Below are 26,411 nucleotides of genomic sequence, written 5' to 3'. Positions count from 1 at the left end.
ACTAAACTACAATTTTATTTTAAAGAGTATTTATAATTATGTGTTAATTGTATCTTTGCACTTAAGTTCCTGAAATAACTTCAGGATTACAGTTTTAATTGATTTTTATATTCACAATGACCAAAAACGTTAGAGTGCGTTTTGCACCAAGTCCGACAGGACCTTTACATATTGGAGGAGTTCGTACTGCTTTATTCAACTATTTATTTGCCAAAAAACACAAGGGTACTTTTGTGTTACGTATTGAAGATACAGACCAAAATCGTTATGTAGAAGGCGCAGAAAAATATATTATAGATGCCTTAAACTGGTGTAATATTCCGTTTGATGAAGGACCAGGAAAAAATGAAAAATTTGGACCATACAGACAAAGTGAGCGTAAACATTTATACAAAGAATATGCAGAACAATTAATTGCTTCTGGCAATGCATATTATGCTTTTGATACTTCTGAAGAATTAGATTACTACCGAAAAGATCATGAATCAAAAGGAAAAACATTTATTTATAATTGGCATAATAGAAATTTCTTATCTAATTCACTATCCTTAACTGCCGAAGAAACACAAGCAAAGTTAGATGCTGGTGCTGATTATGTAATTCGTTTTAAATCACCACAAGATGAAACGTTACATCTTACCGATATTATAAGAGGAAATGTAACAATAGACACGAACGTATTAGACGATAAGGTTTTGTTTAAAAGTGATGGTATGCCAACCTATCATTTAGCGAATATTGTGGATGATCATTTAATGGAAATCACACATGTAATTCGTGGTGAAGAATGGTTACCAAGTTTAGCATTACACTATCAATTATATAAAGCTTTTGGCTGGGAATCTCCAGAATTTGCACATTTACCGCTTATCTTAAAACCAACAGGAAAAGGAAAATTAAGTAAACGTGATGGCGATAAATTAGGGTTTCCTGTGTTTCCTTTAGAATGGAAATCTCCAGATGGTGAAGTTTCTAGAGGGTATAAAGAAGATGGTTATTTTGCCGATGGTATGGTAAACTTTCTTGCCTTTTTAGGATGGAATCCAGGTACAGAACAAGAGATTTTTAACTTAGAAGAATTGATTGCTGCTTTCGATTTAGATCGCGTAAATAAATCTGGAGCACGTTTTGATCCAGATAAAATAAAATGGTTTAATCATCATTATATGCAAGAGCAAGACAATGATGATTTAGCTTTAGCTTTTCAACAAAAACACGAAGCATTAAAAGATATCGACGTTAATTACATTGCCATGGTTGTTGGTTTAATAAAAGAACGAGCAACATTTATAAGTGACTTTTGGGATTTAAGTGCTTTCTTTTTTCAAGCGCCAAAAAGCTATGATGATAAAGCGTATAAAAAGGCAATGAAAGAAGATACTCGTGAATTGATGAGCGAACTTTCTATGTTAATAAATACGATAGAAGACTTTGAAGTAGAAAACCTTACCACTACTATTAAAACCTGGATTACCAACAAAGAAATTGGTTTTGGAAAAGTAATGATGCCATTGCGTTTAGCGTTAGTTGGTGCATTACAAGGTCCAGAAGTTTTTGATATTATGTATATGATTGGTAAAAACCAAACGGTAGAAAGAATAGAAAATTTAGCAAATACTATTTAAATATTTACTTATATATAAAACAAAAAAAGCGAGCCGTTAAGCTCGCTTTTTTATTTTTTATACGATTTTAAAAGACACTACTACAGGGTAATCTATCCTTTAAAAAACAATATTCTTTATAATGTAATCATTAGTGTAAAAGCTAACATCGATTGATTTCCTTTAAACTTACTTTCACTGCTTCCGCTAGTATCTAAATTGTTCTTATTTAGCTTTCCTAACATATTTGTAAATCCGTAGATATATTGTGCTTTCAATCTAAAATGGCTCACTCCAGCAGATAAACCAATAGCACCATCCACATTAAACTTTGAAATATCACTGATTTCTTTTGCTAGAAGATTGTTGTAATTACTAATAAAATAGTTTTCGTATTTATCATCTTTCAGCTCTAATTCACTGTTATATTGCAACATTGGTCCAACGTCCAGCGTTAAATAACTATCTACAATTTTAATATGTGCTTGTAAAGAAATCTGTGCCGTAAATAATTTATAATCGATATATTCTTCAGAAGTAATTAAAGGTATAGGTCGTGCAGCAATACCAACGGTATTTTCAGAAAGCTGAATACTATAACTCATATTGTAAAACTTATGCGGTATATCTACCGTTGCAGATCCTCCAGCAATCCAACCATTTCCTTTTTGGGTATCAAAATTATCGGTAATAATATCAAACTGCGTAAGTCCTCCCTGAATTCCTACTCCATTTTTTATAGGCACCGTTCTGTGTTGCGCGAAATTTATTGTAACGAAACCCATCGAAAAGGCTACTAATAAGATATACTGTTTAAATTTCATAATTGTATGTGTGGTTTGGACAAATATAGCTTAATTTTAAAGTATTATTATTTTAACCATTTAAAAAACATATTATGGGAAATTTTCTTTTTATACCTATTATTTTTTTCGGATTACTCATTTTAATTTCTGGAATATTTACTGTTAAACAACAAACAGCTGCTATTGTAGAGCGCTTTGGTAAATTTCATGCTATTCGCCAATCTGGTTTACGTTTTAAAATTCCAATAATAGATAAGATTGCTGGTCGTTTAAGTTTAAAAATTCAGCAATTAGATGTCATTATTGAAACCAAAACTTTAGATGATGTTTTTGTTAAATTAAAAGTGTCTGTACAATATAAAGTAGTTACTGAAAAAGTGTATGATGCTTTTTATAAATTAGATTATCCGCATGATCAAATTACAAGTTATGTTTTTGATGTAGTGCGTGCCGAAGTTCCAAAAATGAAGTTAGACGACGTTTTTGTTAAAAAAGATAATATTGCTTTAGCTGTAAAAGCAGAATTAAATGATGCTATGATAGATTATGGTTTCGATATTATTAGAACTTTAGTAACTGATATTGATCCAGATCCGCAAGTAAAAATAGCAATGAATAGAATTAATGCTGCAGATAGAGAAAAAACTGCTGCACAATATGAAGGAGATGCACAACGTATTTTAATTGTTGAAAAAGCAAAAGCGGAAGCAGAAAGCAAGCGTTTACAAGGACAAGGTATTGCAGATCAACGTCGTGAAATTGCAAGAGGTTTAGAAGAATCTGTAGAGGTTTTAAATAAAGTTGGTATTAACAGTCAAGAAGCATCTGCTTTAATTGTAGTTACCCAACATTATGATACGTTACAGGCTATTGGACAACATACTAATAGTAATTTAATATTAATGCCTAATTCGCCACAAGCAGGAAGTCAAATGTTAAATGATATGGTTGCTAGTTTTACTGCGAGTAATCAAATTGGAGAAGCAATGAAGAATGCTAAAAAGAAGGAAATTAAATAAACATATTTACTATTCTTATAAAAACCTCAAAGTTAATCTTTGAGGTTTTTTTAGTGGTTCTTTTTATATTTTTTTAGAATCTCTTTCAGGCTTATAAAATAATCTTCTAGTGAATTAGAATCTACTTTAGACTGTTGCAAAGCAGGAATTGGCATCGGATTTTCATCTAAATGCACATACAATTCATGATGATTCGTTTCTATGTCTAATAAAATTTTAGAAATTCTAACTAATATTTTCTGAGTGTTTTTCATGATCCTTATACTCTAAATTACACAACATAAGTTACTGATATTTAGACAATAATCAAAAATATAATAGTTAAAAGCTAGCCTTATTTAAAAGGATGTCGCTCTTGCCATTCTCTAATGGGGTTCATATACTTCACAATGAATTTTAAAACGGTGTTGGCAATAATATTATTGGTATGTTTTAAATACAAATACATAGTATATGGTTTTGCACCAATAGAGCTTTTAATTTCCATTGCTGTTCTAGCAAAAACAATGGTTTCCATTTTATTTTCTATCCCAAAATTAGCCATATTATATAACATGTTTAAATACATTTGGTATTCCTGCTGCACTTCTGGGTTGTATCCTAAAAAATACGTTTCCAACTTCTTATCATTTAGAATTAAGGTATAAAAACCAACGAGTTCGTTATTTAAAAAATATCCAAAGATTTTAAAGTCTTCTTTTAAATGTTCTTTTAGGCTGTAAAAATTATTTTTAGCTAGTTTAAAGGAGTTTATTCCTGCATTATCTGATACACACTCATATAAATCAAAAAGTGCATTAGCATTTTTATTTATACCTTCTAAATCTAGTTCTATAAGTTCTAGAGCAGCTCCTTTCTTTCTTGCTCTCTTAAAACGATCTCTATATTTTTTAGTGAAAGCAGCGATGTAATCTTCTTTGGTATGCCATTCTTTCGGAATAGAAAATAACATATTGGGTTGTACTTGTACTTTATACAGGTTTTCTTTTTGGAAAAAAGCATGATTTTCGTGAATGCTATCGGTTTCAAAATAATCTTTAAAAGCGATGATTCGTATCTTTTTTCGGAATTGCTTTTTTATCGTTTTTCGCAATTCTTTAATTGCCGCACTTATCTGATTCAGATATGCTTCTTCCGAAATTTCTTCCTTTAAAAAAAACAAACCATGTTGTCCTGTATGCATTACGTTTCCAACAATTAAAGCATTTCCTCTTACTATTTTGGCAATTACTTTTTTTCCGATTACTTTAAAAATATTAGAAGATGTTTTTCTAAAGATATCTTCTGCATACATTTCTAGACGTTGTAAAATGGCAATTCCTATTAACTTTTCGGCTTTAAAAACAGCTAAATAATACGAAGTTATATTACTTGGTGAAGATTGCTCTAATGCTTTTAAAAAAGGCGTTTTCAAGAAAATATCTTGTGTTGGTAGGTAGTTCCAGGATTCTGGAAGGTCTTCAGTAGTATTAAAAAGTTTAAAGTGTATCAAATAAATAAAAATAAAAAAGACTGAAAATAAAAGCTTTCAGTCTTTACATGTGATAAATAATTACAAAATTTTATAAGCCACAAAGTAATGCGCCCATTACACCAAGTGTAACCATCCAATATCCAGCATTTATAAAAATATATTTTGCGCTTTTACGTTCAAATAATGCGATAGTTCCAAGTATTGGTAATGCGCCAAGCACACCAAACATAGTTCCGTGTAATGCGCCATGTTTAAAGGTTCTAAAAGCATTTCCGTAGTCTGCCATAAAAGCTTCATAGGATGGTAAAGCTGTTTCTGGGCTTCCTCCTATCATTCCTATTGCTCCCCATTGATGGTTTGTATAATTCATTAATAACCCAGCCAACATTGCTGCAAAAACTAAAGACAAGCCAAAGATTTTGAACATATTAGTTCCTCTCATTTTCTCTTCTGTCATACCAGATTCTCGCATCCAAACGCTTCCAAAGACTTTTGGATTGTACCAAATTGCCCCAATTAGTAAGGCTGCAACAGCCGCTACTGGGATTGCCCAAGGGTTGATAAGTTGTTCCATTTTTAATAGTATTAGTTAGTTGTTTTCAATGTACAAAAAATAATGGCTGTTTATAAAATTAGTTCCCTAGAAGCCCAGTAGGACCAAAAATAAAAAAAATCCCATAAATATTATAATTATGGGATTTTACACTTACCTATTTCTTCCTTATTTTATAATTAATTTTTTCACTACTTCCTGGTTATCTACTTTAATTTTCACGAAATATAATCCTGCCGCATATTTTGAAACATCCAAACGCTGTTGGGCGCTTTGACTAAAACGCGTTTTAGAAATGGAAGTAATATTTTGTCCGAGGTTATTTAATAACTCTATTTGATACGTATTGCCAATAGTAGTATTAATATGAATAAATACATCTGCTTCCGATGGATTTGGATATACAGAAATTGCATTTTCTAATTCATTTTCTGCAATAGATAAAGGATTGACCTCCTTTGTTAGATTAATATTATCTAAAAAAGTACTATTACTATAATCATTAATATTTATAAAACGAAGCAATATTTGTTCTCCAATATAAGGCGTAATATCTACGATTTCGGTTCTCCAATCACTTCCACTATTTGGAGACCAAGAAGCATTAATATAACCAACTGTTGCTAAATCTAAACCTTCTTTAAAATAAATTTGTGTGTAATTTGTGCCACAATCTATAGAAACTTCTACACGAAAACCATCATTGTAAGCTGCAGACCATTGTGCTTTTGCAATATCAAATTTTAATTCTGCGGTACCATTAAAATCTAAATCATAATACGCGGTAATAATAACATCTTCTTGTCCTCTTGCGCTATAATTTGCCCCATCTACATAAGCTGTTGTTGTTGTATTGCCGTCTATTCCAACTATACCTGCTCGTTCTTGCCAAGTTCTAGCATTATCTGGATTACTTAATGCCCAACCACTTGGAGGTACTCCATTTACCTCAAACGTTTCAACAACACCTGGTTCTGTACCAGATACTTGTGCAAAATAATCTAATGCTTTTTCATTATTATTTGTAAATTCATCTCCCGAAAGCGAGGTCCAAACTTTTAAGGTAGAAGCACCATTGGCTGTTACATTTACTGGTGTGCTAAAAATAAAAGTATCTGTTATACCAGGCGAAAGAATACTTGCATACATTTCATCTACCGGAGTTTCTGTTCCTATTTGGTAGGAAATCATAAAATTAGATTGGTGGTCTGTACCTAAATTTGAAATATCTGCCGTAATAATTATAGGATCTTGGTTACATACTTTAACAAAATCGGAAGCTGAATTATTCAATACGGTTACTGCTATATCTTTACTTAACGGACAATTAAACAATCCGTTACCTGAATAATTTACAGCGTTTGTTCGTAAACTTTCCCAACCATTTCCTCCTTTGGCACTAACCGCAACCCAAATTGGATTATTAGGATCTGTAATAGGAATTGCTAAAGATGTTGTTGTAGTGTTACCTACAACCTCCATAAATTTTTCTCCTAAAAGGTAAACATCATATGACGTCGCGTCTGTTACTGCATTCCAGGTTAGGCTTACTTCTGTTGGGCAAATTTGTGTAATATTCACACCCGTTACGCGTTCTGCGATAGAAAAATTAGCAGTACTTTGATCGACCAATGTGCCATTAGAAACTCTTACTAAACACGTTCCAGAAATACTATTTGGAACGGTCCACGTATAATTAGTAACTGTAGCTGCTACAGTAGCCATTGCCGTCCAACTAGCACCATTATCTATAGAGTATTCTAGATCCGTAGAACCGCTAACATTTACGGCATCCCAATGTATTACTTCCTGAGTTCCTACCTCTAATTTTTCTCCTCCTAACGGATAAGTAAGTGTTAAACCGTTGGTAATAATTTCATAAACCACATAATATTTTTGTGGTCCTACGGGAACATTAAATCCTGAAATATTTATAGTATATGCTCCTTCAGCAGGGTTATTAATTAAAACCTGCTCCATGTTATTTAGATGATCTGCACCTGTAGTTGCAGGTGTATTTAAGTTTGCAGCATTTGGAGTTGAATCTAAAACCCATGGTAGGTGTGTTCCAGTTCCTGGGTCTGTTACTACTAAATCTAAATCATTTACTAATGCAGGTGAAGCTGCTGGCGCTCCTGCTTCATCACTCCAATACACCATAAAACGCACTTGAGCAGTATTTCCTGGTACATACATTAAATGATTATTATTTGTTCCTTGTGTAACGGTACTATTTAAATAACGTCCTTGTTCTATTAACTTTGCTGCTCTAAGTCCGTTTACCATTCCCCAACCAAAACTAAAATCTGGGCCTACATTTCCATAATCATTTGCTGTATTTAGTAGCGTTGCTTTTATTAAAGCAGACTCTGGTAAAGCACCTCCATTTAAAGTAGTATAAGCTTCATATAATTGTGCAGAAACACCTGCAATTCCTGGAGCTGCCCCAGAAGTACCACCAAATGTTTGATAGGTGTTGTTTTCTGCTGTAGATTCTTGGTTTTGTCCGTGCGCTGTGATATCTGGCTTAATTCTACCATCTAGAGCAGGACCACGACTACTGGTACTGGATAATGATCCATCAAAAAATGTATTTGCTGTTGCAATTACATTTTTACCTTGTTTATGTCCTCCAGTAATATTTCCCCAACCTGCTCCTGCTCCATAACCGCAATCCAAAGCCCCAGAATTACCTGCCGAGAATACGTGCAATAAGAAAGGGTTTGTATTTGTTTGAGAATCTACTGTAATAGCATTGGTAGTATAGCCATCATTACAACCATCACTATACGATGAGTTTGTAATTTGGACTAATCCGTTATCCATTAAACTCGTTGTTTCCGGATCTAAAAATGTAGAAATATAATCGGTTACAAACAGGTTTGCCCCTGCCGCCATTCCTCTTTTTCTTGGGTCTAGGTTTCCGGCTCCTGTTAATATTCCAGCAACACCATCCCCATGCGTTTGTCCGGTAGTTGTTGTTGCACTATTATCTATTCTTCCTTCAAAATCAATATGAGGTCCTACAACGCCATCATCTCTTACAAGTACACCTATTCCTGCTCCTGTATAATTTCTACCAGCAGTGGTTTGTGTATCTAAATTAGAAGCTCTGTGCAAATTTCGTCCTTGTATATCTTCTTTTACTGCAGGTGCTGGAATTAATTCTATCCATTTTACAAAAGGTTTAGATACTACTTGATCTATTTGTTCTAAAGGAACGGCAATTTGTAACATGCTGTGTCCTTTAAAATTTTCTTGGATGGTTACAGATTCTATTTTTAGTAATTCTGAAACTACATAATCGGTATTAACAAAATCATGATGCAATAACGTGATAAGCACATTATTTCCTTCCATTGCGTAGTCCTCAATCGTGTTAGATTTGATTTCTAAAGATTTTTTAAGTCTGTTTTCTAAAGGAATAATAGAACGTACTCCAGATTGTTTTAAGTAGTTTATATTGGTACGCTTCGGAAAGTAAAAAAGGTAGGTTCTATCTGGATAATACGCAATAAGCTTTAGTTTTTTAGCTTTAAATGCATCTTGAATACTTTGGGAAGGTGTTTCATTAAATTGAAGCCATCCAAAATAACCTTCTCTAAATTTTGCGGTTTCTGGCATCGCATCCCAAGTGAAGGTTTCTATGTTATTTGGCATGCTAATTACTTCGTCTTGAAAGTAAACGATATTAGAATTTTGAGCGGTTAAAAAACTACAATGGAGTAAAAGTATTGCAGTCCATAAAGTAGTAAACAAGCCTATTAAGCTTGTAGATTTTTTGGTTTTTTTCATGGTTAGTTTAGTTGTAAAATGTTTAAAATTAGAATAATAGCACTCGAATATAGTGATTATTCTTTATTTCTAATATTTTAGAAAGAATTTATACACAACAAAAATCCACTTCTTTATAAAATAAAAAAGTGGATCTATTAAATTGAATTCCATGTTTTAAAAAAGCTTTATGGCAAGAAATAACTAGTTTATATTTTTTGCTTCTGCAACCAGCAATTCATTTTTATCTTCTAATGCTTTTTCAATAAAATCTATAATCGCTTCATTTTTCTCTAAACCATTTTCTAATAAAACACGCAAAGTTAACATGGCTCCTATTCTAGTTCCCGCTTTTTTAACTGCGGTAGCAAAAAGAGGTTCTAATTCTTCATACGAAACTTCTTTAGCGAGTTCCAGTATTTCTGCTCTAACTTTTAGTTGCTTTTCTTCCGGAAGATTGGTGTATTTCTTTCCGAATTGTTGAATCACACTAATTGCTTTACGCTGACTTTGTTGTTGTGGTTTTTGTTGGTTTTGATTTGCATTTTCTTTAGGTTTTACTTTTGCCCAAGAATCCCGTAAACCAACGGTTTTATTAAATACTAATTTATTAGAAGTTGAATCGTTGTCTACATTAAAATACCCCAAACGTTGAAACTGAAACTGCGCTCCTATTTTAGCTTCTGCTAAACTTGGTTCTACAAATGCGTGTATCTTTTTTAATGACTTCGGATTAACAAATTCCATAAAATCTTTGCCTTCATGGCTATCTGGAGCTTCGTCTACAAATAATCTATCATACTCTCTAACTTCTGCTTGAACCGCATGTTTTACAGAAACCCAATGCAAGGTTCCTTTTACTTTTTTGGTGGTATCTTCCGAATAGGTAGCATGTATTTCTGTGATGTTTCCGTTGGTATCTTTTACAACTTCTTCCGCATTAATAATATATGCGTTTTTAAGTCGTACTTCACCTCCTAGTTTTAATCTAAAAAACTTATCGCTAGCTTCTTCTTTAAAATCGTCTTTTTCAATATAAATTTCTCTAGAAAAAGGCACTTTCCGAATTCCTGCAGCAGCATCTTCTGGATTATTTTCTGCTTCAAACCACTCTTCTTTATCTTCCGGATAATTGGTAATTACCACTTTTATAGGGTCTAAAACAGCCATCACTCTTGGTGCTGTTTTATTTAAATCTTCTCGAATACAGAATTCTAAAAGCGAAACATCAATAACGTTTTCACGTTTTGCTACTCCTACTTTTTCTATAAATTGTTTAATAGAATTTGGCGTATATCCTCTTCTTCGTAAACCAGAAATAGTTGGCATTCTTGGGTCGTCCCAACCAGAAACCATATTTTCTTCTACCAATTTAAGCAGCTTTCGCTTACTCATAATGGTGTAGCTTAAATTTAAACGTGCAAATTCTCTTTGCTTCGGAATTAAAGGATATTCTTTAGCACTTATAGGATATACTTGCTCTTTAAACCAATCGTATAATTTACGATGCGGTTTAAATTCTAAAGAACATAAAGAATGCGATACTTGTTCTATATAATCACTTTCTCCATGCGTCCAGTCGTACATTGGATAAATACACCAATCGTTTCCTGTTCTGTGATGATGTGCATGCATGACACGATACATTATAGGATCACGCATCAACATGTTAGGATCTTCCATGTCTATTTTAGCACGAAGAATGTGAGATCCATTAGGGAATTCTCCATCTTTCATACGTTGAAATAAATCTAGATTTTCTGCTACAGATCTATTTCTATACGGACTATTCGTTCCTACTTCTGTTGGTGTTCCTTTTTGTACACGCATTTCTTCCGAAGACTGAGAATCGACATAGGCTTTATCGTCTTTTATTAATTGTACTGCCCAATCATACAATTGTTGAAAGTAGTCTGATGAATATACTTCCTTTGCCCAAGTATAGCCTAACCAAGTAATATCGCGCTTAATAGCATCCACATATTCTTGTTCTTCTTTTGCAGGATTGGTATCGTCAAACCTTAGGTTTACAGGTGCGTTGTATCTTTCCCCTAAACCAAAACTAATACCAATTGCTTTGGTATGCCCAATGTGCAAATAGCCATTTGGTTCTGGTGGAAAACGAAAACGTAAATGTTCTTTAGACATTCCGTTTTGTAAATCTTCTTCTACAATATGCTCGATAAAATGGAGCGCTTTGGTTTCTTCAGACATAATTATATTACTTTCTAAACTGAAATACAAAACTAGACAAATTTATAGTAACTACATATTTGCAAAAGCGTATAAATTTCGTAACTTTTTTGAAGTATTAAGACGTATATATAAAACAACAATAATTATGGAACACAAAAACTACGAATGCCCAAAATGTAACAATAACAAGTATATCACAGGACAAATGCGAGCTACTGGCGGCACTTGGTCTAAAATATTTGATGTACAATCCCAAAAATATACTTCGGTAACTTGCGATAATTGTACATATACCGAGTTTTATAAATCGAAAACAAGCGCACTTAGTAATATTTTCGATTTGTTTACTAACTAATCTGACTATAAAAAAAGGAAGACCGCTTTGCTTTTAGCGCCAAGAATCAAGATAGATTAATAACTAATGGAAATACATTAGAATTTTTATGAAAAGTGCCATGGATTATACTACTTTTGCGCCATGGGAATAATAAAAGTAGAAAATATTCGTGTTTTTGCACATCATGGTTGCTTAACCGAAGAGACTAAAATAGGTAGTGATTACCGTGTAGATATTAAAGTAAAAGCCGATTTACAAAAAAGCGCAAGTACCGATGATTTAAAAGATACTGTAGATTACGTATTTTTAAACAAGGTGGTTCGTGAAGAAATGGCGATACCTTCGCACTTATTAGAAAGCGTTGCAAAACGTATTTTAAGACGTGTACTTAAAGAAGTTAGACTAATTAGTATTGCTACAGTTGCAGTAAGTAAAATTAATCCTCCAATTGGTGGAGATGTGGAAATGGTAACCATTGAAATTACCGAAAAAAGAAAAAAGTAAAACTAACTAGTGTTAAAAGGGAAATATTTTTATATTTGCCTTCTCGTTAGAATTAATGAGATTCCTAATAAACTAGGAATTTACGGTGTCGTGGCCGAGTGGCTAGGCTTTGGTCTGCAACACCAACTACAGCGGTTCGAATCCGCTCGACACCTCAAGAAACCGTCAACATATGTTGTCGGTTTTTTTTGTTTTAAATTTTAATAAAATTTTGAGTAAGATAGATACAGCGGTTCGATAGCAGGAATCGACACCTCAAAAAATAGTTTCTCAATCTAGTAGCTCTTTTTTTGTTTTAAATTTTAATAAAATTTTGAGTAAGATAGATACAGCGGTTCGATAGCAGGAATCGAAACCTCAAAAAATAGTCTCTTAATCTAGTAGCTCTTTTTTTGTTTTAAATTTTAAAAAAATTTTGAGTAAGATAGATACAGCGGTTCGATAGTAGGAATCGACACCTCAAAAAATAGTCTCTTAATCTAGTAGCTTTTTTTTTGTTTTAAATTTTAAAAAAATTTTGAGTAAGATAGATACAGCGGTTCGATAGCAGGAATCGACACCTCAAAAAATAGTCTCTTAATCTAGTAGCTCTTTTTTTGTTTTAAATTTTCAGAAAATTTAGAATATGTTTAAGACTTCCAGAAACCTAAAACTTAACTTAAGAGTATTTAAAAATTAGAATTGAAATTATTACAAAAATTAGAAAAAAGTAGCTGTTTGAATATTACTTTAAAAGAATTATATTTACGAAATAACAGTACTAAAAAAGTTATTATAACCTGTTCTATTTAAAGGGTATAATTAATATAAAACTTGTTGTGCACAATAGTGACAAAACAGAAACCCTCACCCAAAAACCTTTACTAACCATAATATTTGAAACAAATACTAGTTTTCTTTACTACTGAATAACAACGAAATGATTATAGACCAAGAGCAAAAATTTAAAGAAGTACTTTCTAAAATAGAAGGAAAAATAAATGAACAAAGTGTTTTTAGCAAGTTCTTAGAATTGTATCCAGAAGCATGGAAAAAACATAAGAGTACGTTTTCAAAATTTAATAGAAGTAAACAATTCGGACAAACAATTCCGTTACCAAAACCTGAAGTTTCTTTGCGAAAAGAAATTAGGATGTGGTTACGTAAACAATAAAAAAAGAAGCTAACAAAACAAATTTCCCTGCTACTTTATGAATAATCAAGCTAGAATCCCGCGGTAAAAGTTGTTGGGCCATACCAATCACTATTTCCATCCATTCCACAATTGGCTCTAATATAAAAATCATAGCCTTGACCATGAATGTAACCATTTTGGTTCGTGAAATATAATCCGAAAGTATTGTCTGTGACATTAAATGTATTTGTGTCGTTTAGATTAATCGGACTACCTTCAGGAATAATATGAATGTCCCAACTTGATTCCGAATTATCACTCCAATAAAAACTTGCCCACCCATTTCCTGTTCCTGGACCTATATCAAAATCAGTAGGATCCTTACAATTTACATTAAACGGGGTTTCATCTGTATAAATCCATTCCGGCCCTAACCAACCACTGTAACCAGCGCTAGAGCAAATATTTCTAATATAAAAGTGATAGGAAGTATCCGGCTCTAATCCAGAAATTGCTGCAGATCCACTTCCAATACTACTTGTGTTTTGTACTGTAATTATGGTGCCTTCATCTATGTTGAAATTTGCAGGACCATATTGAACTTCCAATCCATCCACACTTCCACCTGACCATTCCACGTGAACAGTGTTATGCGTTTCAGTTGGATGCAACCAAGGTTTCCTTTTGACTTGCATTACTAATGGATCATTACAAAAAGGGTTTTCCTCTTTTGTTCTAAAACTATGTACATTAGACCATTCGCTATACGAAGTAGTATCTTCACAAAACGCTCTAACAGAATAGGAATAATCGCTAGATTTAATTAAACCTTCTATAAATAAAGAGGTTGTAGTAGCATTTATTGTGGTACCACTACCTAATGCAAAACCTTCAAGACCATATTCTACTTCAAAATTAGAAGCGTTTTCATTAGTTGTCCAAAACAAATTTACAGTGGTATTTCCTACGTCAAATGCTGTTAAACTTAATATTTTAGAACATGATGAAGATTGGGTTTCCTCTTCTTCATTACTTGAAGAACAAGTACTAAAAAACACAAGAATAAAAACAATTAAGCATCCTTTTTTCATTTGAAAGTCATTTTAATTGGATGTAAAAATAGTAATTTTTATAGGCTAACGCTTCAAAAGAAGAAATACTATAAAAATGAATTAAAGCATTCTTTTAGTTTTATTTAGTAATTACACAGTAAAATAGTATTATAATGGCCTATTTTTATGCAACTTGTATTTAATTAATTCCTTTTCTTTTGGAAAGAATACTTGTACTAAAAGTAAAATACCAAAGCCTAAAATAACCCAGGACATTTGTTTTTGATTTAAATTTTAAAAAATTTGAAGTAAGATAGATCTAGCGGTTCGATACTATAAATCGACAACTAAAGAAACCTTTATCTTATGTTATCCGTTTTGTTTAATAAAAATTGTAATCTAATTTTAGGGAAATTGAAAGATTAACAAATACCTAGTATAAACCTTTATTGGTTTAGTAATGATTTGTTTTACATCTGTATGAATTCGTTAGCTTTAATGCCATTTTACAACTATAAAAAAACCTTGTTTTATTTTAGTTTGAGTTTTAAAACGAACAACTACGGTGCAGGTTTTTAATAATTATTTTGACTGCTCACTCCATTGCTGAATGAAATACTTTCCGGATTTTTTTAGCTCGTTTTCAGAATTTTTAACTAAATTGAATACGCTAAACCTCACGCAATCCATATTTACCAAGTTTCAGAATTAAAAATCAATTATATAAATATTTAAAAATAATATTATGGATAAAACAGTAACAGATTTTTCTTTAGGTTTATTTATTTGGCAAGCGCTACTATTTATTTCTATTGGCCTTTGGCTTTTTTGCATAAGAGATATATTAAGAAATCAGTTTCAGAAAAATGACAAAATTACTTGGACTTTAGTTGTTATATTCCTACCTATTTTGGGATCCATTCTATATCTATTTATTGGAAAGAGTAAAAAAATAAAAATCAACTAATAACTGTCAAGAAGCACTAAAAGCCAACAACGTGTATGAAAAATAGCTACATTAGTGCTTAAATAAAGTCGGTTACTCATTTGTTTCGTCTGATTTTCCTTTCGAAAATCCTTGCGCTCAAAACGTAAATTTCTGTACATAAACGCTACAAACAATATGAAAACGAACTTTTTTATAACATTGATATTTTTACTAGGAACCGTATTTTCTTGTAGTACCAAATCGGAAAAAGTAGAAATTAACGATTCTGTTATGGAAGCTTTTTGGACTTTAGAAAAATCAAAAAAATTAGCATCTGAATTCAATTCACCTGAAAAATGGGATACCACAACTCTCAAAATGGAAATTGAGAATTTGAAAAAATATCCACCATCTGATTTTCCTCTTTATACATCCCCTTTTCCAACGCCAAACTATGAATCACCAGGTAATGGAAATGGTTCCATTGAAACAGAAATTGGTGGCAAAAAAATTATTGGACAAACGATAATAATTGGTAGAGGCGAACACAGCGAATATCTATTCAAAAATTTAAACGATGAATATATAACCTATTTTACGATTTTGACAATATCAGACGGCATGGATACGGAAAACCCTGTTTTAGCAACTTCTAGAAATCACCCACATTATTTAGCACAAGGAAGTTTAAATACATCCAGCAAAAGTAGAGTGGATTGGGTTGCTACGCAATTTGCAGACAAAAACGCATACGGAATAGTTAATACTCGCATTTTTGATTTAAGAATTGGACGTTTGATTTTGGTTGCGCCTCAAAAAGACGGTTCAATTAGATTTTATCAAACGGAAGCACCAACTATGAATGCAGAGGAGCGAGAAAAATTTATTGAAAATTTGAAAACGGAACCGAAAGCAATTGCGTTTTTCAATAATAAGAACAACATCTAATAAAATACGGTTTGTAACAAAGAATAGCGTTAAAAGACAAACTTAAACCGTGTATATTTAATTATTTGATTCTAGACTACATGCGAAAGTCATCTCTTTTTTATCACAAAAAATAAAATGGAAATACTCCTTGGATTTTTTTTACTAATTTGTTTTATATCCCTCATAATCTTTGGTGCACATTATGCAGCTATACGAATGGAATTGGAAAAAAAGGGAATTAAATTATCTCCTTTTTTTATTTGGATTTTACCAGATTTGATGGAATTCAGAGCATTAATAACTTACGAGAAAAAACAAGAAAAGAAAAAGGATTATTTAAGAATGTACCATTGGTCTGTTTACCCGCTAATTATTTTTTTGTTTTGTGTTGTTATCTGTTTTATCTTATTCCCTGTTTAACGCATCACACAGCACTAACTTGTATCCTTCTAAAAAATAAACCATGTCTTTTAAATATTCCATTTGTCATCCAGATAAACGCAATATAGAGTACCCAAAAACCATTTTAACAGCCGATGCTGTTACAGAAATGGTTCATAGTTATCCTTAAAAGGAAGCATTAAAGAAAATGCATGCATTCCATTCTAATGAAGTTTACTATTGTAAGTCTTTAGATTTTACTAATTTAAATAACAATTATAGTTTTTGTTTATCTGCTGCTGGTACAGAATCTGATAATTTCACTTTTTATATTTTTAATAATCGGAAAATTAAGAAGAAAATACTATTTGGTTTGCTTGGTGAGAAAGAGGATTTTTACTTGATTGACAAAGCCTTCTCCAAGGATGCTGGTTATTTATTATTAGACAGTTTTTTATCTGGTAATTACAAAGTGATTAAAAAAATAATACATTAAAATAAATCCTTAAAGCGGATTAATTTGCTCCAACTTATCTTTAATTAGTTCTTTTTCTTTTGGAAAAAACGCCTGTACTAAAAGTAAAACGCCAAAGCCCAAAATAACAAGTGCTACTATTTTTTTTGTTTTAAAAATTCGTCTTGGTGTTAGTTTATTTTTAAGTGTTTTTGCTGCGGCAATCTTTAATAAATCTACTAGAAAGTAAACCAATAAAATGGTTCCTAAAAATAATTGAAGTTCGTGTGTAGTTTCGGTTAAGGAGTTACCAATAACAATAAAACCAAGCCAACCCAATAAAACACCAATGTTTATAAAGTTTAGTAAAAAACCTTTGATAAAGAGTTTTCCATAATTTTTTTTAAATTCTACCGTATGGTATTCTCTAACGATTTCTCGGAAAGATTTTGAGGTTTTAATAAACGAAATTAATCCGTAAGCTGTTAGGAAAACACCTCCAAAAATTAGAAAACTAGGATCGTCTTTTACTTTTTCTAAAAGTTTACTAGTACTATAAAAAGCAACAACAATGAAAAAAATATCTGCTAGAATAACTCCGGAATCAAATATTAATGCACTTCTAACTCCTTTTGTGGCACTGGTTTCTAATAGTACAAAAAAAACAGGCCCAATCGTAAACGATAGAATTATTCCAAAAGGAATTGCTGTTAAAATTGTATCAAGCATAAGTGAATCTTTCTTACAAATTTAAGAAAAATGCTAGGATTAATCTTTAATAATAATTTTTCCTCCTAAAATAGTATTTTCATCTACTGTTTCTGGGTTGCCATAAATGTAAACCGTTCCTCCTGCTCGCACTTTAGCTTCTACTTTTTTGGTTGCATTTACATGTGCAACTCCTGCAGCATTTATAGTAACTGTCGTATTTTCACTAATTAAATCTTTTCCTTTATAAGCACCTCCTGTATTAATATCTACGGTTTGATTCGCAGTGTTACCTGAAATATTAATAGTTCCTCCAGAAACCGATTTTATATCTAAAAATTGAAGTGCTTTTACTTCTAGTCTAACGGATCCTCCTTCTTGTGCCTTCACCTTTAGGTCAAACTGTTCAATAACATCATTAGAACCTATAAAAGTGCCTTCATTGGCATCTATAACATCTAAAGAAGTATAATATACCTGCACTGTGGTATCTTCACCGTTAAATGCTTCAGAAAGTGTCATTCTAATTTTTAGAATGTCTTTTTTATGCACAATGACCACATCATTTGTGTTCTTTCCAGAAACCACAACTTTGTTTTCATCTGCTTTAATAAGTTCTACTTCTATTCGATCATAGACTTTTATTTCGCTAAATTCTCCAATAGTAGTATTTTGAGATTCTTGTGCAAAACTCGTAATGGTAGTAAGTATAAATAGTACGGACAGAATATTTTTCATGATATATATTTTCTTAAATAAGATGTAAATTTATACAATTAAGAATTCAATATCTTGATTTTTAGGCAACTTTAACAGCTGTTCCAGTAATAGAAATCATAAGTATTCCGGTAGTTGCAAAAGTTTCTACATCTACAGTAATACCTACAACGGCATTTGCATGCACAGTAATAGCATTTTTTTTAAGGTTTTGAAAAGCTTCTTCTTTTACGATTTCAATATTACTTTCTAAAGCATCATAATATTTTGTCATACTAAAAGACATCCCGGTTTGCTTTCTATTTACTGCAACTCCAGTAATAATACCTAAATAGTCATGAATTTTATGTCCTTCGATAGTGTTTGTTGTGGTTAGAATCATGGTTTCCTTTTTTATGTGGTTAATAATGTATTTGTAATATCGTGCTATTCTATGAAATCCCTTCCACTACCAATACTTTTTATTAGTTGTTGGTTTGGTTAACATGTTACTTTTTAAAAATAAAAAATGCTATTCTCGTAACAAAACAAGAATAGCATTCGTTAAATTATTTTGGTATTAATTTTATGCTTCCGCTTTACCTAGTAACTCGAAATCTAAGTGACGTTTAATTAAATCTGCTTGTTTTACTTTTACAATAATCTCATCACCAAGTTGGTACATGGTTTTTGTATCGCGACCAACCAGTGCAAATTGTTCTTGATCAAACTCATAGTAATCGCCTTTAATATCGCGAGTTCTAATCATACCTTCACATTTATTATCGATAATTTCTACATAAATTCCCCAATCGGTAACCCCAGAAATAACCCCTTTAAATGGTTCGTCTAAATGATCTTGCATAAAACGAATTTGCATGTATTTAATAGAATCTCTTTCGGCTTTTGTAGCTAAATATTCCATATTACTAGAATGTTTACAACGTTCTTCGTACACTTCTGCATTTGCAGATTTTTCGCCATCTAAATAGCGTTGTAATAATCGGTGTGCCATGACATCTGGATACCTACGAATTGGTGATGTAAAGTGACTATAATAGTCGAATGCTAAACCATAGTGCCCAATATTCTTAGTGGTATATTCTGCTTTAGACATGGTACGTATTGCTAAAGTATCTACTAAGTTTTGTTCTTTTTTACCTTGTACATCACTTAATAACTTATTTAAAGAAGATGCTATACCTTCTTTACTGTTGAAGTTAAGCTTGTGTCCAAATTTAGATACAATGCCTTGTAAAGCCATTAATTTTTCTTCATTTGGCTCATCATGCACTCTATATATAAAAGTTTTTTCTGGTTTTTGTTTTCCTACAAATTCCGAAACCTTTCGGTTAGCTAATAACATGAATTCTTCAATTAGTTTATTCGCATCTTTACTCGTTTTAAAGAATACGCCAACTGGATTTGAATCCTTATCTAATTCGAATTTTACTTCTACTTTATCAAAGCTAATTGCTCCAGATCGCATGCGTTGTCCACGCATAATTTTTGCAAGTTCATCCATTTTTAAAACAGCGTCTGCAATTGCTTGATCTGTTTGATATGCTTCACCAGTTAAAGAAACTTCAGCAGGAATTAAATTTGTTTTACTTTCAATAATAGCTTGCGCTTCTTCGTATGCAAAACGCGCATCGGAATAGGTCACCGTTCTTCCAAACCATTCGTTTTTAATTTCGGCTTTATTATTTATTTCAAAAACTGCAGAAAAGGTATATTTTTCTTCATGTGGTCTAAGAGAACATGCGCCATTACTTAATACTTCAGGAAGCATTGGTACTACTCTATCTACTAAATACACAGAGGTTGCACGCTCATACGCTTCATCATCTAAAATAGTTCCTTCTTGTAAATAATGGGAAACATCTGCAATATGAATTCCTATTTCATAATTACCATTTTCTAAAACGGTAAATGATAAGGCATCATCAAAATCTTTTGCATCTTTTGGATCAATGGTAAAGGTTAAATCTTTACGCATGTCTCGACGTTTTGCAATTTCTTCTGGCTTAATTTGTAAGTCTATTTTGTTTGCGTAGTCTTCTACTTCTGGTGGAAATTCATATGGTAAACCATAATCTGCTAGAATAGCATGGATTTCGGTATTATGTTCTCCGGCTTTACCAAGTACTTTAATTACTCGTCCGTTAGGAGAATCGGCTTTTTCCGGCCATTCTTCCATCGTTACTAATACCTTATCACCATCGTTGGCATTCATGGTTTTACCAATTGGCACAAAAATGTCTGTTTTCATTTTGTTACCATCCACTACTACAAATGCAAAGTTCTTTTTTGCGTGAATTTGTATAATTCCTACATATTCGGTTTTTGCACGCTTAATAATTTTAGTTATTTCCCCTTCATGTTTACCATTTTTTCTACGTTTATACACATAAAGTTCTACTTCATCTCCATTTAATGCTTTGTTAACATTATTGGAAGCAATGTAGATATCCTCATCAAAATCATCACAAATTACATAGCCATTACCACGTTGTGCGGCATCAAAAATTCCGGTATGATATTCTGTATTACTATTTATTTGAAACTTACCACGATCGATTTCTTTAATTTCTTCTTTCGCTTTAAGTTGTTGTAGTTTTTTTATAATCTGATTTCGGCTACTAGCGTCATTAACACCAATTATAGCACCAATTTGTTTATAGTTGAATGTTTTGTTTCTGTCTTTTTTTAAAATACTTAATATAGTATCTGTAAGGTTGGAAATCTTGTTATGTGAAGGTTTCCTGTGTTTCTTTTTTGTCATTTAATTTAATTGTAATCTTTTGAATTTCTAAGTTATGCGAAATTCTGTTATTATCTAGCGTTTTAAGTGGAGAAATTTCGCTAATTATTTTCACAAAGTTACAATTTTAATATTAAATGGATATTAAGAGAATATTAATAACTAAAAAAGGAAAGTAAATTTTATAAAAGGGAAAAGGGATAAATGAGTTTAAAAAAGGAAAATTAGTAGTTATAAACATATATATACATATTCATCTTTTTCTTTTAAAAATTTAAAAAAATAATAATGGTTATTATAGCTTGTTAATAACGGTATAACTTTTTCAGGTTTTAGTTTGATTGCTTTAATAAGTAACTCTATTAACAAGTTGTTAGTTACTTAAAAGCTTCATTTTTAAAGGATTTAATTTCGCTATTAACAGTTGTTAATAACTACTATTCACATATAAACTTTAATAAGTATTTCATTTTTTAATGTTGGTATGTACACTTTTTGGTCTGAAAACTTCTCTGTAAAAAAGGGCTAACTTTTTTGGTGGTTCACTTTACGTTTTGGTTTGGAAAATTAACTGGATAATCCTAATTAAAGTTTTAAAAAACAATAAGAAGATATGAACAAGTTATCCTTATTATTTTGGAAGTTATTAAGATGCTTCGCTACTACTTTTTTTTATTAACAAAAGAAATATAACTATCATTAAATCAGTAGTTTAAATATTATTTTGTATATTTACAGTTCTCTCCCAGTTTTTAGAATATCAGTTAATAGTTTCCGTTTCAAAACGGAATATAAATTACGTCTAATTTAAACTATTAACGCATGAAAAAAATGTACCAACTTTTATTTTGTTTGCTATTTATTCACCAAATACATGCACAATACACATTAATTCCTGACCCTGCGTTTGAACAACATCTAATAGATCAAGGGATGGACAGCGAGGGGACACACGACGGACAAGTATTAACAATAGATATAGCAGTTGTTAATAACTTAGATATTTCTTATTCTAATATATCTAATTTAACTGGTATTCAAGATTTTACCGCATTAACATCTTTAAAATCGGTAAATAATACCAATTTAATATCTTTAGATGTCAGTGGTTTAACTGCTTTACAAGATTTAGATCTCGCTTTAAATTATACTTTGGTAAGCTTAAATGTTACTGGTTGTAGCGGATTAGTAGATCTAGATATTAAAATATCTGGATTGCATAGTTTAGATTTAAGTACTTGTTCTTCGTTAGCTACTATAGATATGTATAAAAGTTATTTAACAGATTTAGATGTTCATGGTTTAACGACTTTAACATCTATTAGAGCGAATGAATCGTATTTACAAACCTTAAATGTAGCTGGTTGTACTTCTTTAAGTAGTATTAATATTGATGAAACTTTAGTTTCTACTTTAGATTTAAGTAATAATCAAGCATTAATAGGTTTAGGTTTTTATGATTCTGGTATTCAAAATTTAAACTTGTCTAATTGTAATAATTTAGAAAGTTTATTTGTAAACCAAAGCGGTAGTTTAAGTAATCTAGATTTAACAAATTGTACTAGTATTAAAAATATTACTTTTTTAGATTCCTTTAGTAATCAGATTACAAGTTTTGATACAAGTAATTTTCCTGATTTAGAAAGAATAGATTTAGAAGGAGTTTCTTTTACAGATCTAGATCTTACTTCTAATGTAAACTTAAGTTATATAGGTATTAGTAATTCGGCAGTAAGTAGTTTAGATTTAAGAAATGGAAACAATACCAATATCACTAATTTTTATGTGTATAGTACCAATTTAAGCTGTATTAGTGTAGATGATGAAAATTATGCTACCGCAAATTGGGATATTGATATCAATTCTTCTTATGTTTTTAGTAATGATTGTCAAAATTTAAGTACCATTGAAAACCAAATAAATAGCATAAGTATCTACCCAAACCCTGTTGTTAATAACTTGCATATTGGTTTAAAAAATAATCAAATATTACAGGAAGTTACTATAGTAGACCTACAAGGAAAGCAGTTGTTAACAACTACTGAAACTACTATAGATTTATCGCATTTAAGTACTGGCTATTATTTTGCTATGATACTTACAGATCAAGGAAGAAGTGTTAAAAAGATATTGAAAAAGTAATTCAAGTCACTACATTCTTTTATTATTATAAAACATAACTATCCATATATCAGTATTTTAAATATTTTTTATATATTTACAATTCTCTCTATATTTTATAATACCTGTTAATAGTTTTCGCTGTACAGCGGAAAATAAATTACGTCTAATTTAAACTATTAACTCATGAAAAAAATTTACATTCTTTTATTTAGTATTGTATGTATTCACCAAATAAATGCGCAATACACATTAATTCCAAACTCTGCTTTTGAACAATATCTAATAGATCAAGGGATGGACAGCGAAGGAATCCATGACGGACAAGTATTAACAAGTGATATAGCAATTGTTAATAGCTTAGATATTCCATATACGATATCCGATATTACAGGGATTCGAGATTTTACTGCATTAACCTATTTAAAAACATCTGATATTACAGCGCTTGATGTAAGTGGTTTAACAGCTTTACAAGAATTAGATCTATCCATAAATACTGGTTTACAAACATTAAATGTTACTGGTTGTACAGGATTAGTAGATCTAAATATTAAACTTACTTCTTTAGATACTTTAGATTTAAGCACGTGTACTTCGCTTGAAACTATAAACATGTATAAATGTACTATACGCCACTTAGATCTTCAAGGTTTAACTTCTTTAAGATCTATTAATGCAGATGAATCCTATTTAAGTACTCTAAATGTTACTGGTTGTACTTCTTTAAGTGGTATTAATATTGACGAAACCAGTATTCGTAGTTTAGATTTAAGTAATAAACCAGCATTAATAAATTTTGGTGTATTTGATGCTAATCTGCAAGAATTAAATGTAACCAATTGTATCAATTTAGAAAGATTAAGTTTTAGGTGGAATAGTAGTTTAAATGCTATAGATTTAACTAATTGTACTAAAGTTAATACTATTATTTCCGATGGTAGGATTACATTAACAAATTTAGACACAAGTAATTTAATAGACATAGAGAGTTTCTATTTAGAAGGTGTTTCCGTTAACCATCTAGATCTTTCTAATAGTAACAATTTAACTTCTGTTGGTTTTAATAATTCTACTATTGGTAGCGTAGATTTAAGAAACGGAAACAATACTAATATTACTAGTTTTAGTCTATATAATGTAAATATAGATTGTGCTAATGTAGATGATGAAGTGTTTTCTACTGCTAATTGGACAAATATTAATTATTCTTCTGTGGTTTTTAGTAATGATTGTCAAACTTTAAGTACTAATGAAAATCAATTAAATACTATTAGTATGTACCCAAATCCAGTGGTTAATAACTTGCATATTGGTTTAAAAAACAACCAAATTTTAAAGGGAATTACTATAGTAGACCTACAAGGAAAGCAGTTGTTAACAACTACCAAAACTGCTATAGATTTATCGTATTTAAGCTCAGGATATTATTTTGCTTTAATAAACACCGATCAAGGAAAAAGTGTAAAAAAGATATTGAAAAAGTAAATATAATAACGACATAAATTTTTTAAAAGTCTTGTTTCATTTTATAACAAGGCTTTTTTTATTTTAGTACCTTTATAGTGTTAAAAACAACCAACTTTAATACTTAAAAAAATGAAAATTTCTATCGGAAACGATCACGCTGGAACAGATTATAAATTTGCTATAATCAAGCATTTAGAAGCAAAAGGAATTACAATAAAAAACTACGGAACAGATAGTAATGATAGCGTAGATTATCCTGATTTCGTTCATCCTGTAGCAAATGATGTAGAAAACAAAAAAGCAGATTTTGGTATTATTATTTGCGGAAGCGGTAATGGTGCAAACATGACAGCAAATAAACATCAAGGTATTCGTTCTGCATTATGTTGGACCAAAGAAATTACCGCACTAGCAAGACAGCATAATGATGCTAATATTTTAAGTATTCCTGCAAGGTACACAGCATTACAACAAGCTATTGAAATGGTAGATACTTTTTTAGAAACTAAATTTGAAGGAGGTCGTCACCAAAATAGAGTAAATAAAATTCCTGTGAATTGTTAAAATGAGTCATGTACACTCACATAACCATGCGCAGGATACAAAAGATCTAAAAGGGCAAAAGCTGTTAATTACTATATTTTTAAATATAATAATTACTGTAGCACAAGTTATAGGAGGTTTAATTTCTGGAAGTCTATCTTTATTAAGTGATGCATTACATAATTTTAGTGATGTTATATCATTAATAGTAAGTTATATAGCAGCAAAATTATCTAAAAGAAAAGCATCTATACATAGAACTTTTGGTTATAAACGTGCCGAAATTCTTGCTGCTTTTATTAACGCTTCCACCTTAGTTATTGTGGCTATTTTATTAATTATAGAAGCGGTTAAACGTTTTAATAATCCGCAAGAAATAGAATCAAATTTAGTAATATGGTTATCTATTATAGCAATTTTAGGTAACGGATTTAGCGTTTTACTACTTAAAAAAGAGGCTAAAAATAATATAAATATGCGTTCTGCTTATCTGCATTTATTTACAGATATGTTGGCTAGTGTAGCCGTATTAATAGGAGGATTGTTAATGAAATATTTCCAATTATTTTGGGTAGATAGTTTACTAACTTTATTAATTGCTTTGTATTTAATTTGGGTGGGCTATGATTTATTAAAAACATCCACTCGAATGTTAATGCTATTTACACCAGACGATATTAATATAAAAGAGGTAGTAAGAGCTGTTAATAAACTACCTAAAGTCAATAAAATACATCACGTACATATCTGGAATTTAAGTGATCACGAACTACATTTAGAAGCACATTTAGACTTAACAGAAGATATTTCTACAACTGCTTTTAATGATTTACTTATAGATATTGAAAAGGTATTACATGACCAGTTTAATATTAACCATGTCACCATTCAACCAGAGTTTAATAAAGAAGATCCTAAAGAAGTAATTGTACAAGATTAATGTATCTATTCCTTAAAAAAAAGAATCTCATTTAATTAGAGAA

23 protein-coding genes and 1 tRNA gene are annotated in these 26,411 nt (G+C 31.0%); 13 read left to right on the top strand and 11 right to left on the bottom strand.

What is annotated here, in order from left to right:
• Positions 1–116 precede the first annotated feature (116 nt).
• Positions 117–1,625 carry a glutamate--tRNA ligase gene (gene gltX / locus ACVCXO_RS15810; RefSeq protein ID WP_452230559.1) on the top strand — a complete coding sequence of 503 codons (1,509 nt, stop codon included), beginning with the start codon at positions 117–119 and terminating at the stop codon, positions 1,623–1,625.
• Between the two features lie 116 nt (positions 1,626–1,741).
• Here the strand turns inward: gltX and ACVCXO_RS15805 are convergent, their stop codons facing one another.
• Positions 1,742–2,428, bottom strand: a complete 687-nt coding sequence (locus ACVCXO_RS15805; protein WP_452230558.1) for a hypothetical protein — start codon at positions 2,426–2,428, stop codon at positions 1,742–1,744.
• Positions 2,429–2,502: 74 nt separating this feature from the next.
• Between ACVCXO_RS15805 and ACVCXO_RS15800 the strand changes: the two genes are divergently transcribed.
• A complete protein-coding gene (locus ACVCXO_RS15800; protein WP_452230557.1) occupies positions 2,503–3,429 on the top strand; it encodes an SPFH domain-containing protein in 927 nt (308 codons plus the stop codon).
• Between the two features lie 50 nt (positions 3,430–3,479).
• Here ACVCXO_RS15800 and ACVCXO_RS15795 read toward each other — a convergent pair whose 3' ends face one another.
• The 5 genes from ACVCXO_RS15795 to ACVCXO_RS15775 all read right to left on the bottom strand — a co-directional run bounded on the left by ACVCXO_RS15795 (position 3,480) and on the right by ACVCXO_RS15775 (position 11,444).
• Positions 3,480–3,683 (bottom strand): hypothetical protein, encoded by a 204-nt coding sequence (locus tag ACVCXO_RS15795; RefSeq protein ID WP_452230556.1) that lies wholly within the window; start codon positions 3,681–3,683, stop codon positions 3,480–3,482.
• 80 nt (positions 3,684–3,763) lie between these two features.
• Positions 3,764–4,921, bottom strand: a complete 1,158-nt coding sequence (locus tag ACVCXO_RS15790; RefSeq protein ID WP_452230555.1) for a GNAT family N-acetyltransferase — start codon at positions 4,919–4,921, stop codon at positions 3,764–3,766.
• A 70-nt stretch (positions 4,922–4,991) separates the two neighbouring features.
• Positions 4,992–5,477: a DUF1761 domain-containing protein gene (locus ACVCXO_RS15785; protein ID WP_452230554.1), complete on the bottom strand. Its 486-nt coding sequence runs from the start codon at positions 5,475–5,477 to the stop codon at positions 4,992–4,994.
• A 147-nt stretch (positions 5,478–5,624) separates the two neighbouring features.
• Entirely contained in the window at positions 5,625–9,251 is a 3,627-nt protein-coding gene (locus ACVCXO_RS15780) for a S8 family serine peptidase (RefSeq protein ID WP_452230553.1), read from the bottom strand.
• Positions 9,252–9,434: 183 nt separating this feature from the next.
• Positions 9,435–11,444, bottom strand: a complete 2,010-nt coding sequence (locus tag ACVCXO_RS15775) for a glutamine--tRNA ligase/YqeY domain fusion protein (RefSeq protein WP_452230552.1) — start codon at positions 11,442–11,444, stop codon at positions 9,435–9,437.
• A gap of 127 nt (positions 11,445–11,571) precedes the next feature.
• Here ACVCXO_RS15775 and ACVCXO_RS15770 point away from each other — a divergent pair, with 127 nt between their 5' ends.
• The 4 genes from ACVCXO_RS15770 (at position 11,572) to ACVCXO_RS15755 (ending at position 13,420) form a co-directional block, all read left to right on the top strand.
• Positions 11,572–11,781: a zinc ribbon domain-containing protein gene (locus ACVCXO_RS15770; RefSeq protein WP_452230551.1), complete on the top strand. Its 210-nt coding sequence runs from the start codon at positions 11,572–11,574 to the stop codon at positions 11,779–11,781.
• 123 nt (positions 11,782–11,904) lie between these two features.
• A complete protein-coding gene (gene folB / locus ACVCXO_RS15765) occupies positions 11,905–12,267 on the top strand; it encodes a dihydroneopterin aldolase (protein ID WP_452230550.1) in 363 nt (120 codons plus the stop codon).
• 84 nt (positions 12,268–12,351) lie between these two features.
• A tRNA-Cys gene (locus ACVCXO_RS15760) sits at positions 12,352–12,422 on the top strand.
• A 764-nt stretch (positions 12,423–13,186) separates the two neighbouring features.
• The gene (locus ACVCXO_RS15755; RefSeq protein WP_452230549.1) at positions 13,187–13,420 is read left to right on the top strand and encodes a hypothetical protein; all 234 of its coding nucleotides are present in this window, start codon (positions 13,187–13,189) and stop codon (positions 13,418–13,420) included.
• 50 nt (positions 13,421–13,470) lie between these two features.
• Here the strand turns inward: ACVCXO_RS15755 and ACVCXO_RS15750 are convergent, their stop codons facing one another.
• Positions 13,471–14,472, bottom strand: a complete 1,002-nt coding sequence (locus tag ACVCXO_RS15750; protein WP_452230548.1) for a fibronectin type III domain-containing protein — start codon at positions 14,470–14,472, stop codon at positions 13,471–13,473.
• A gap of 706 nt (positions 14,473–15,178) precedes the next feature.
• On the opposite strand from ACVCXO_RS15750, the gene ACVCXO_RS15745 reads away from it, so the two are divergent.
• The 3 genes from ACVCXO_RS15745 to ACVCXO_RS15735 all read left to right on the top strand — a co-directional run bounded on the left by ACVCXO_RS15745 (position 15,179) and on the right by ACVCXO_RS15735 (position 17,168).
• Positions 15,179–15,400, top strand: coding sequence for a PLDc N-terminal domain-containing protein (locus ACVCXO_RS15745; protein ID WP_452230547.1), 222 nt, complete (start codon positions 15,179–15,181; stop codon positions 15,398–15,400).
• A gap of 252 nt (positions 15,401–15,652) precedes the next feature.
• A complete protein-coding gene (locus ACVCXO_RS15740) occupies positions 15,653–16,309 on the top strand; it encodes a hypothetical protein (RefSeq protein WP_452230546.1) in 657 nt (218 codons plus the stop codon).
• Positions 16,310–16,880: 571 nt separating this feature from the next.
• On the top strand, positions 16,881–17,168 hold the full coding sequence (locus ACVCXO_RS15735) for a hypothetical protein (RefSeq protein ID WP_452230545.1): 288 nt from the start codon (positions 16,881–16,883) through the stop codon (positions 17,166–17,168).
• 9 nt (positions 17,169–17,177) lie between these two features.
• On the opposite strand, the gene ACVCXO_RS15730 is transcribed toward ACVCXO_RS15735, so the two are convergent.
• From ACVCXO_RS15730 to rnr, 4 genes are all read right to left on the bottom strand, one after another.
• Positions 17,178–17,855: a LysE family translocator gene (locus tag ACVCXO_RS15730; protein ID WP_452230544.1), complete on the bottom strand. Its 678-nt coding sequence runs from the start codon at positions 17,853–17,855 to the stop codon at positions 17,178–17,180.
• 39 nt (positions 17,856–17,894) lie between these two features.
• Positions 17,895–18,572, bottom strand: coding sequence for a head GIN domain-containing protein (locus ACVCXO_RS15725; RefSeq protein WP_452230543.1), 678 nt, complete (start codon positions 18,570–18,572; stop codon positions 17,895–17,897).
• A gap of 61 nt (positions 18,573–18,633) precedes the next feature.
• On the bottom strand, positions 18,634–18,933 hold the full coding sequence (locus ACVCXO_RS15720) for a YbjQ family protein (protein WP_452230542.1): 300 nt from the start codon (positions 18,931–18,933) through the stop codon (positions 18,634–18,636).
• A 183-nt stretch (positions 18,934–19,116) separates the two neighbouring features.
• Entirely contained in the window at positions 19,117–21,315 is a 2,199-nt protein-coding gene (rnr, locus tag ACVCXO_RS15715; protein ID WP_452230541.1) for a ribonuclease R, read from the bottom strand.
• Positions 21,316–22,116: 801 nt separating this feature from the next.
• Between rnr and ACVCXO_RS15710 the strand changes: the two genes are divergently transcribed.
• The 4 genes from ACVCXO_RS15710 to ACVCXO_RS15695 all read left to right on the top strand — a co-directional run bounded on the left by ACVCXO_RS15710 (position 22,117) and on the right by ACVCXO_RS15695 (position 26,368).
• On the top strand, positions 22,117–23,436 hold the full coding sequence (locus ACVCXO_RS15710; RefSeq protein WP_452230540.1) for a T9SS type A sorting domain-containing protein: 1,320 nt from the start codon (positions 22,117–22,119) through the stop codon (positions 23,434–23,436).
• A gap of 165 nt (positions 23,437–23,601) precedes the next feature.
• Positions 23,602–24,903: a T9SS type A sorting domain-containing protein gene (locus ACVCXO_RS15705; protein ID WP_452230539.1), complete on the top strand. Its 1,302-nt coding sequence runs from the start codon at positions 23,602–23,604 to the stop codon at positions 24,901–24,903.
• A gap of 111 nt (positions 24,904–25,014) precedes the next feature.
• Positions 25,015–25,449 carry a ribose 5-phosphate isomerase B gene (gene rpiB / locus ACVCXO_RS15700; protein ID WP_452230538.1) on the top strand — a complete coding sequence of 145 codons (435 nt, stop codon included), beginning with the start codon at positions 25,015–25,017 and terminating at the stop codon, positions 25,447–25,449.
• 1 nt (position 25,450) lies between these two features.
• Positions 25,451–26,368, top strand: coding sequence for a cation diffusion facilitator family transporter (locus tag ACVCXO_RS15695; protein WP_452230537.1), 918 nt, complete (start codon positions 25,451–25,453; stop codon positions 26,366–26,368).
• Positions 26,369–26,411: the final 43 nt, after the last annotated feature.

Source organism: Lacinutrix sp. MEBiC02404, assembly GCF_053601575.1.
This window is presented reverse-complemented; position numbering and strand designations above follow the sequence as displayed.

Bases quoted from the DNA above. Each gene is read 5' to 3' on its own strand.
- rnr (WP_452230541.1), bottom strand. From the start codon at position 21,315: ATGACAAAAAAGAAACACAGGAAACCTTCACATAACAAGATTTCCAAC.
- ACVCXO_RS15710 (WP_452230540.1), top strand. From the start codon at position 22,117: ATGAAAAAAATGTACCAACTTTTATTTTGTTTGCTATTTATTCACCAA.
- ACVCXO_RS15755 (WP_452230549.1), top strand. From the start codon at position 13,187: ATGATTATAGACCAAGAGCAAAAATTTAAAGAAGTACTTTCTAAAATA.
- ACVCXO_RS15730 (WP_452230544.1), bottom strand. From the start codon at position 17,855: ATGCTTGATACAATTTTAACAGCAATTCCTTTTGGAATAATTCTATCG.
- ACVCXO_RS15800 (WP_452230557.1), top strand. From the start codon at position 2,503: ATGGGAAATTTTCTTTTTATACCTATTATTTTTTTCGGATTACTCATT.
- ACVCXO_RS15745 (WP_452230547.1), top strand. From the start codon at position 15,179: ATGGATAAAACAGTAACAGATTTTTCTTTAGGTTTATTTATTTGGCAA.
- ACVCXO_RS15775 (WP_452230552.1), bottom strand. From the start codon at position 11,444: ATGTCTGAAGAAACCAAAGCGCTCCATTTTATCGAGCATATTGTAGAA.
- ACVCXO_RS15705 (WP_452230539.1), top strand. From the start codon at position 23,602: ATGAAAAAAATTTACATTCTTTTATTTAGTATTGTATGTATTCACCAA.
- ACVCXO_RS15785 (WP_452230554.1), bottom strand. From the start codon at position 5,477: ATGGAACAACTTATCAACCCTTGGGCAATCCCAGTAGCGGCTGTTGCA.
- ACVCXO_RS15795 (WP_452230556.1), bottom strand. From the start codon at position 3,683: ATGAAAAACACTCAGAAAATATTAGTTAGAATTTCTAAAATTTTATTA.
- ACVCXO_RS15735 (WP_452230545.1), top strand. From the start codon at position 16,881: ATGCATGCATTCCATTCTAATGAAGTTTACTATTGTAAGTCTTTAGAT.
- ACVCXO_RS15780 (WP_452230553.1), bottom strand. From the start codon at position 9,251: ATGAAAAAAACCAAAAAATCTACAAGCTTAATAGGCTTGTTTACTACT.
- ACVCXO_RS15725 (WP_452230543.1), bottom strand. From the start codon at position 18,572: ATGAAAAATATTCTGTCCGTACTATTTATACTTACTACCATTACGAGT.
- folB (WP_452230550.1), top strand. From the start codon at position 11,905: ATGGGAATAATAAAAGTAGAAAATATTCGTGTTTTTGCACATCATGGT.
- ACVCXO_RS15770 (WP_452230551.1), top strand. From the start codon at position 11,572: ATGGAACACAAAAACTACGAATGCCCAAAATGTAACAATAACAAGTAT.
- ACVCXO_RS15695 (WP_452230537.1), top strand. From the start codon at position 25,451: ATGAGTCATGTACACTCACATAACCATGCGCAGGATACAAAAGATCTA.
- rpiB (WP_452230538.1), top strand. From the start codon at position 25,015: ATGAAAATTTCTATCGGAAACGATCACGCTGGAACAGATTATAAATTT.
- ACVCXO_RS15805 (WP_452230558.1), bottom strand. From the start codon at position 2,428: ATGAAATTTAAACAGTATATCTTATTAGTAGCCTTTTCGATGGGTTTC.
- ACVCXO_RS15740 (WP_452230546.1), top strand. From the start codon at position 15,653: ATGGAAGCTTTTTGGACTTTAGAAAAATCAAAAAAATTAGCATCTGAA.
- ACVCXO_RS15720 (WP_452230542.1), bottom strand. From the start codon at position 18,933: ATGATTCTAACCACAACAAACACTATCGAAGGACATAAAATTCATGAC.
- ACVCXO_RS15750 (WP_452230548.1), bottom strand. From the start codon at position 14,472: ATGAAAAAAGGATGCTTAATTGTTTTTATTCTTGTGTTTTTTAGTACT.
- gltX (WP_452230559.1), top strand. From the start codon at position 117: ATGACCAAAAACGTTAGAGTGCGTTTTGCACCAAGTCCGACAGGACCT.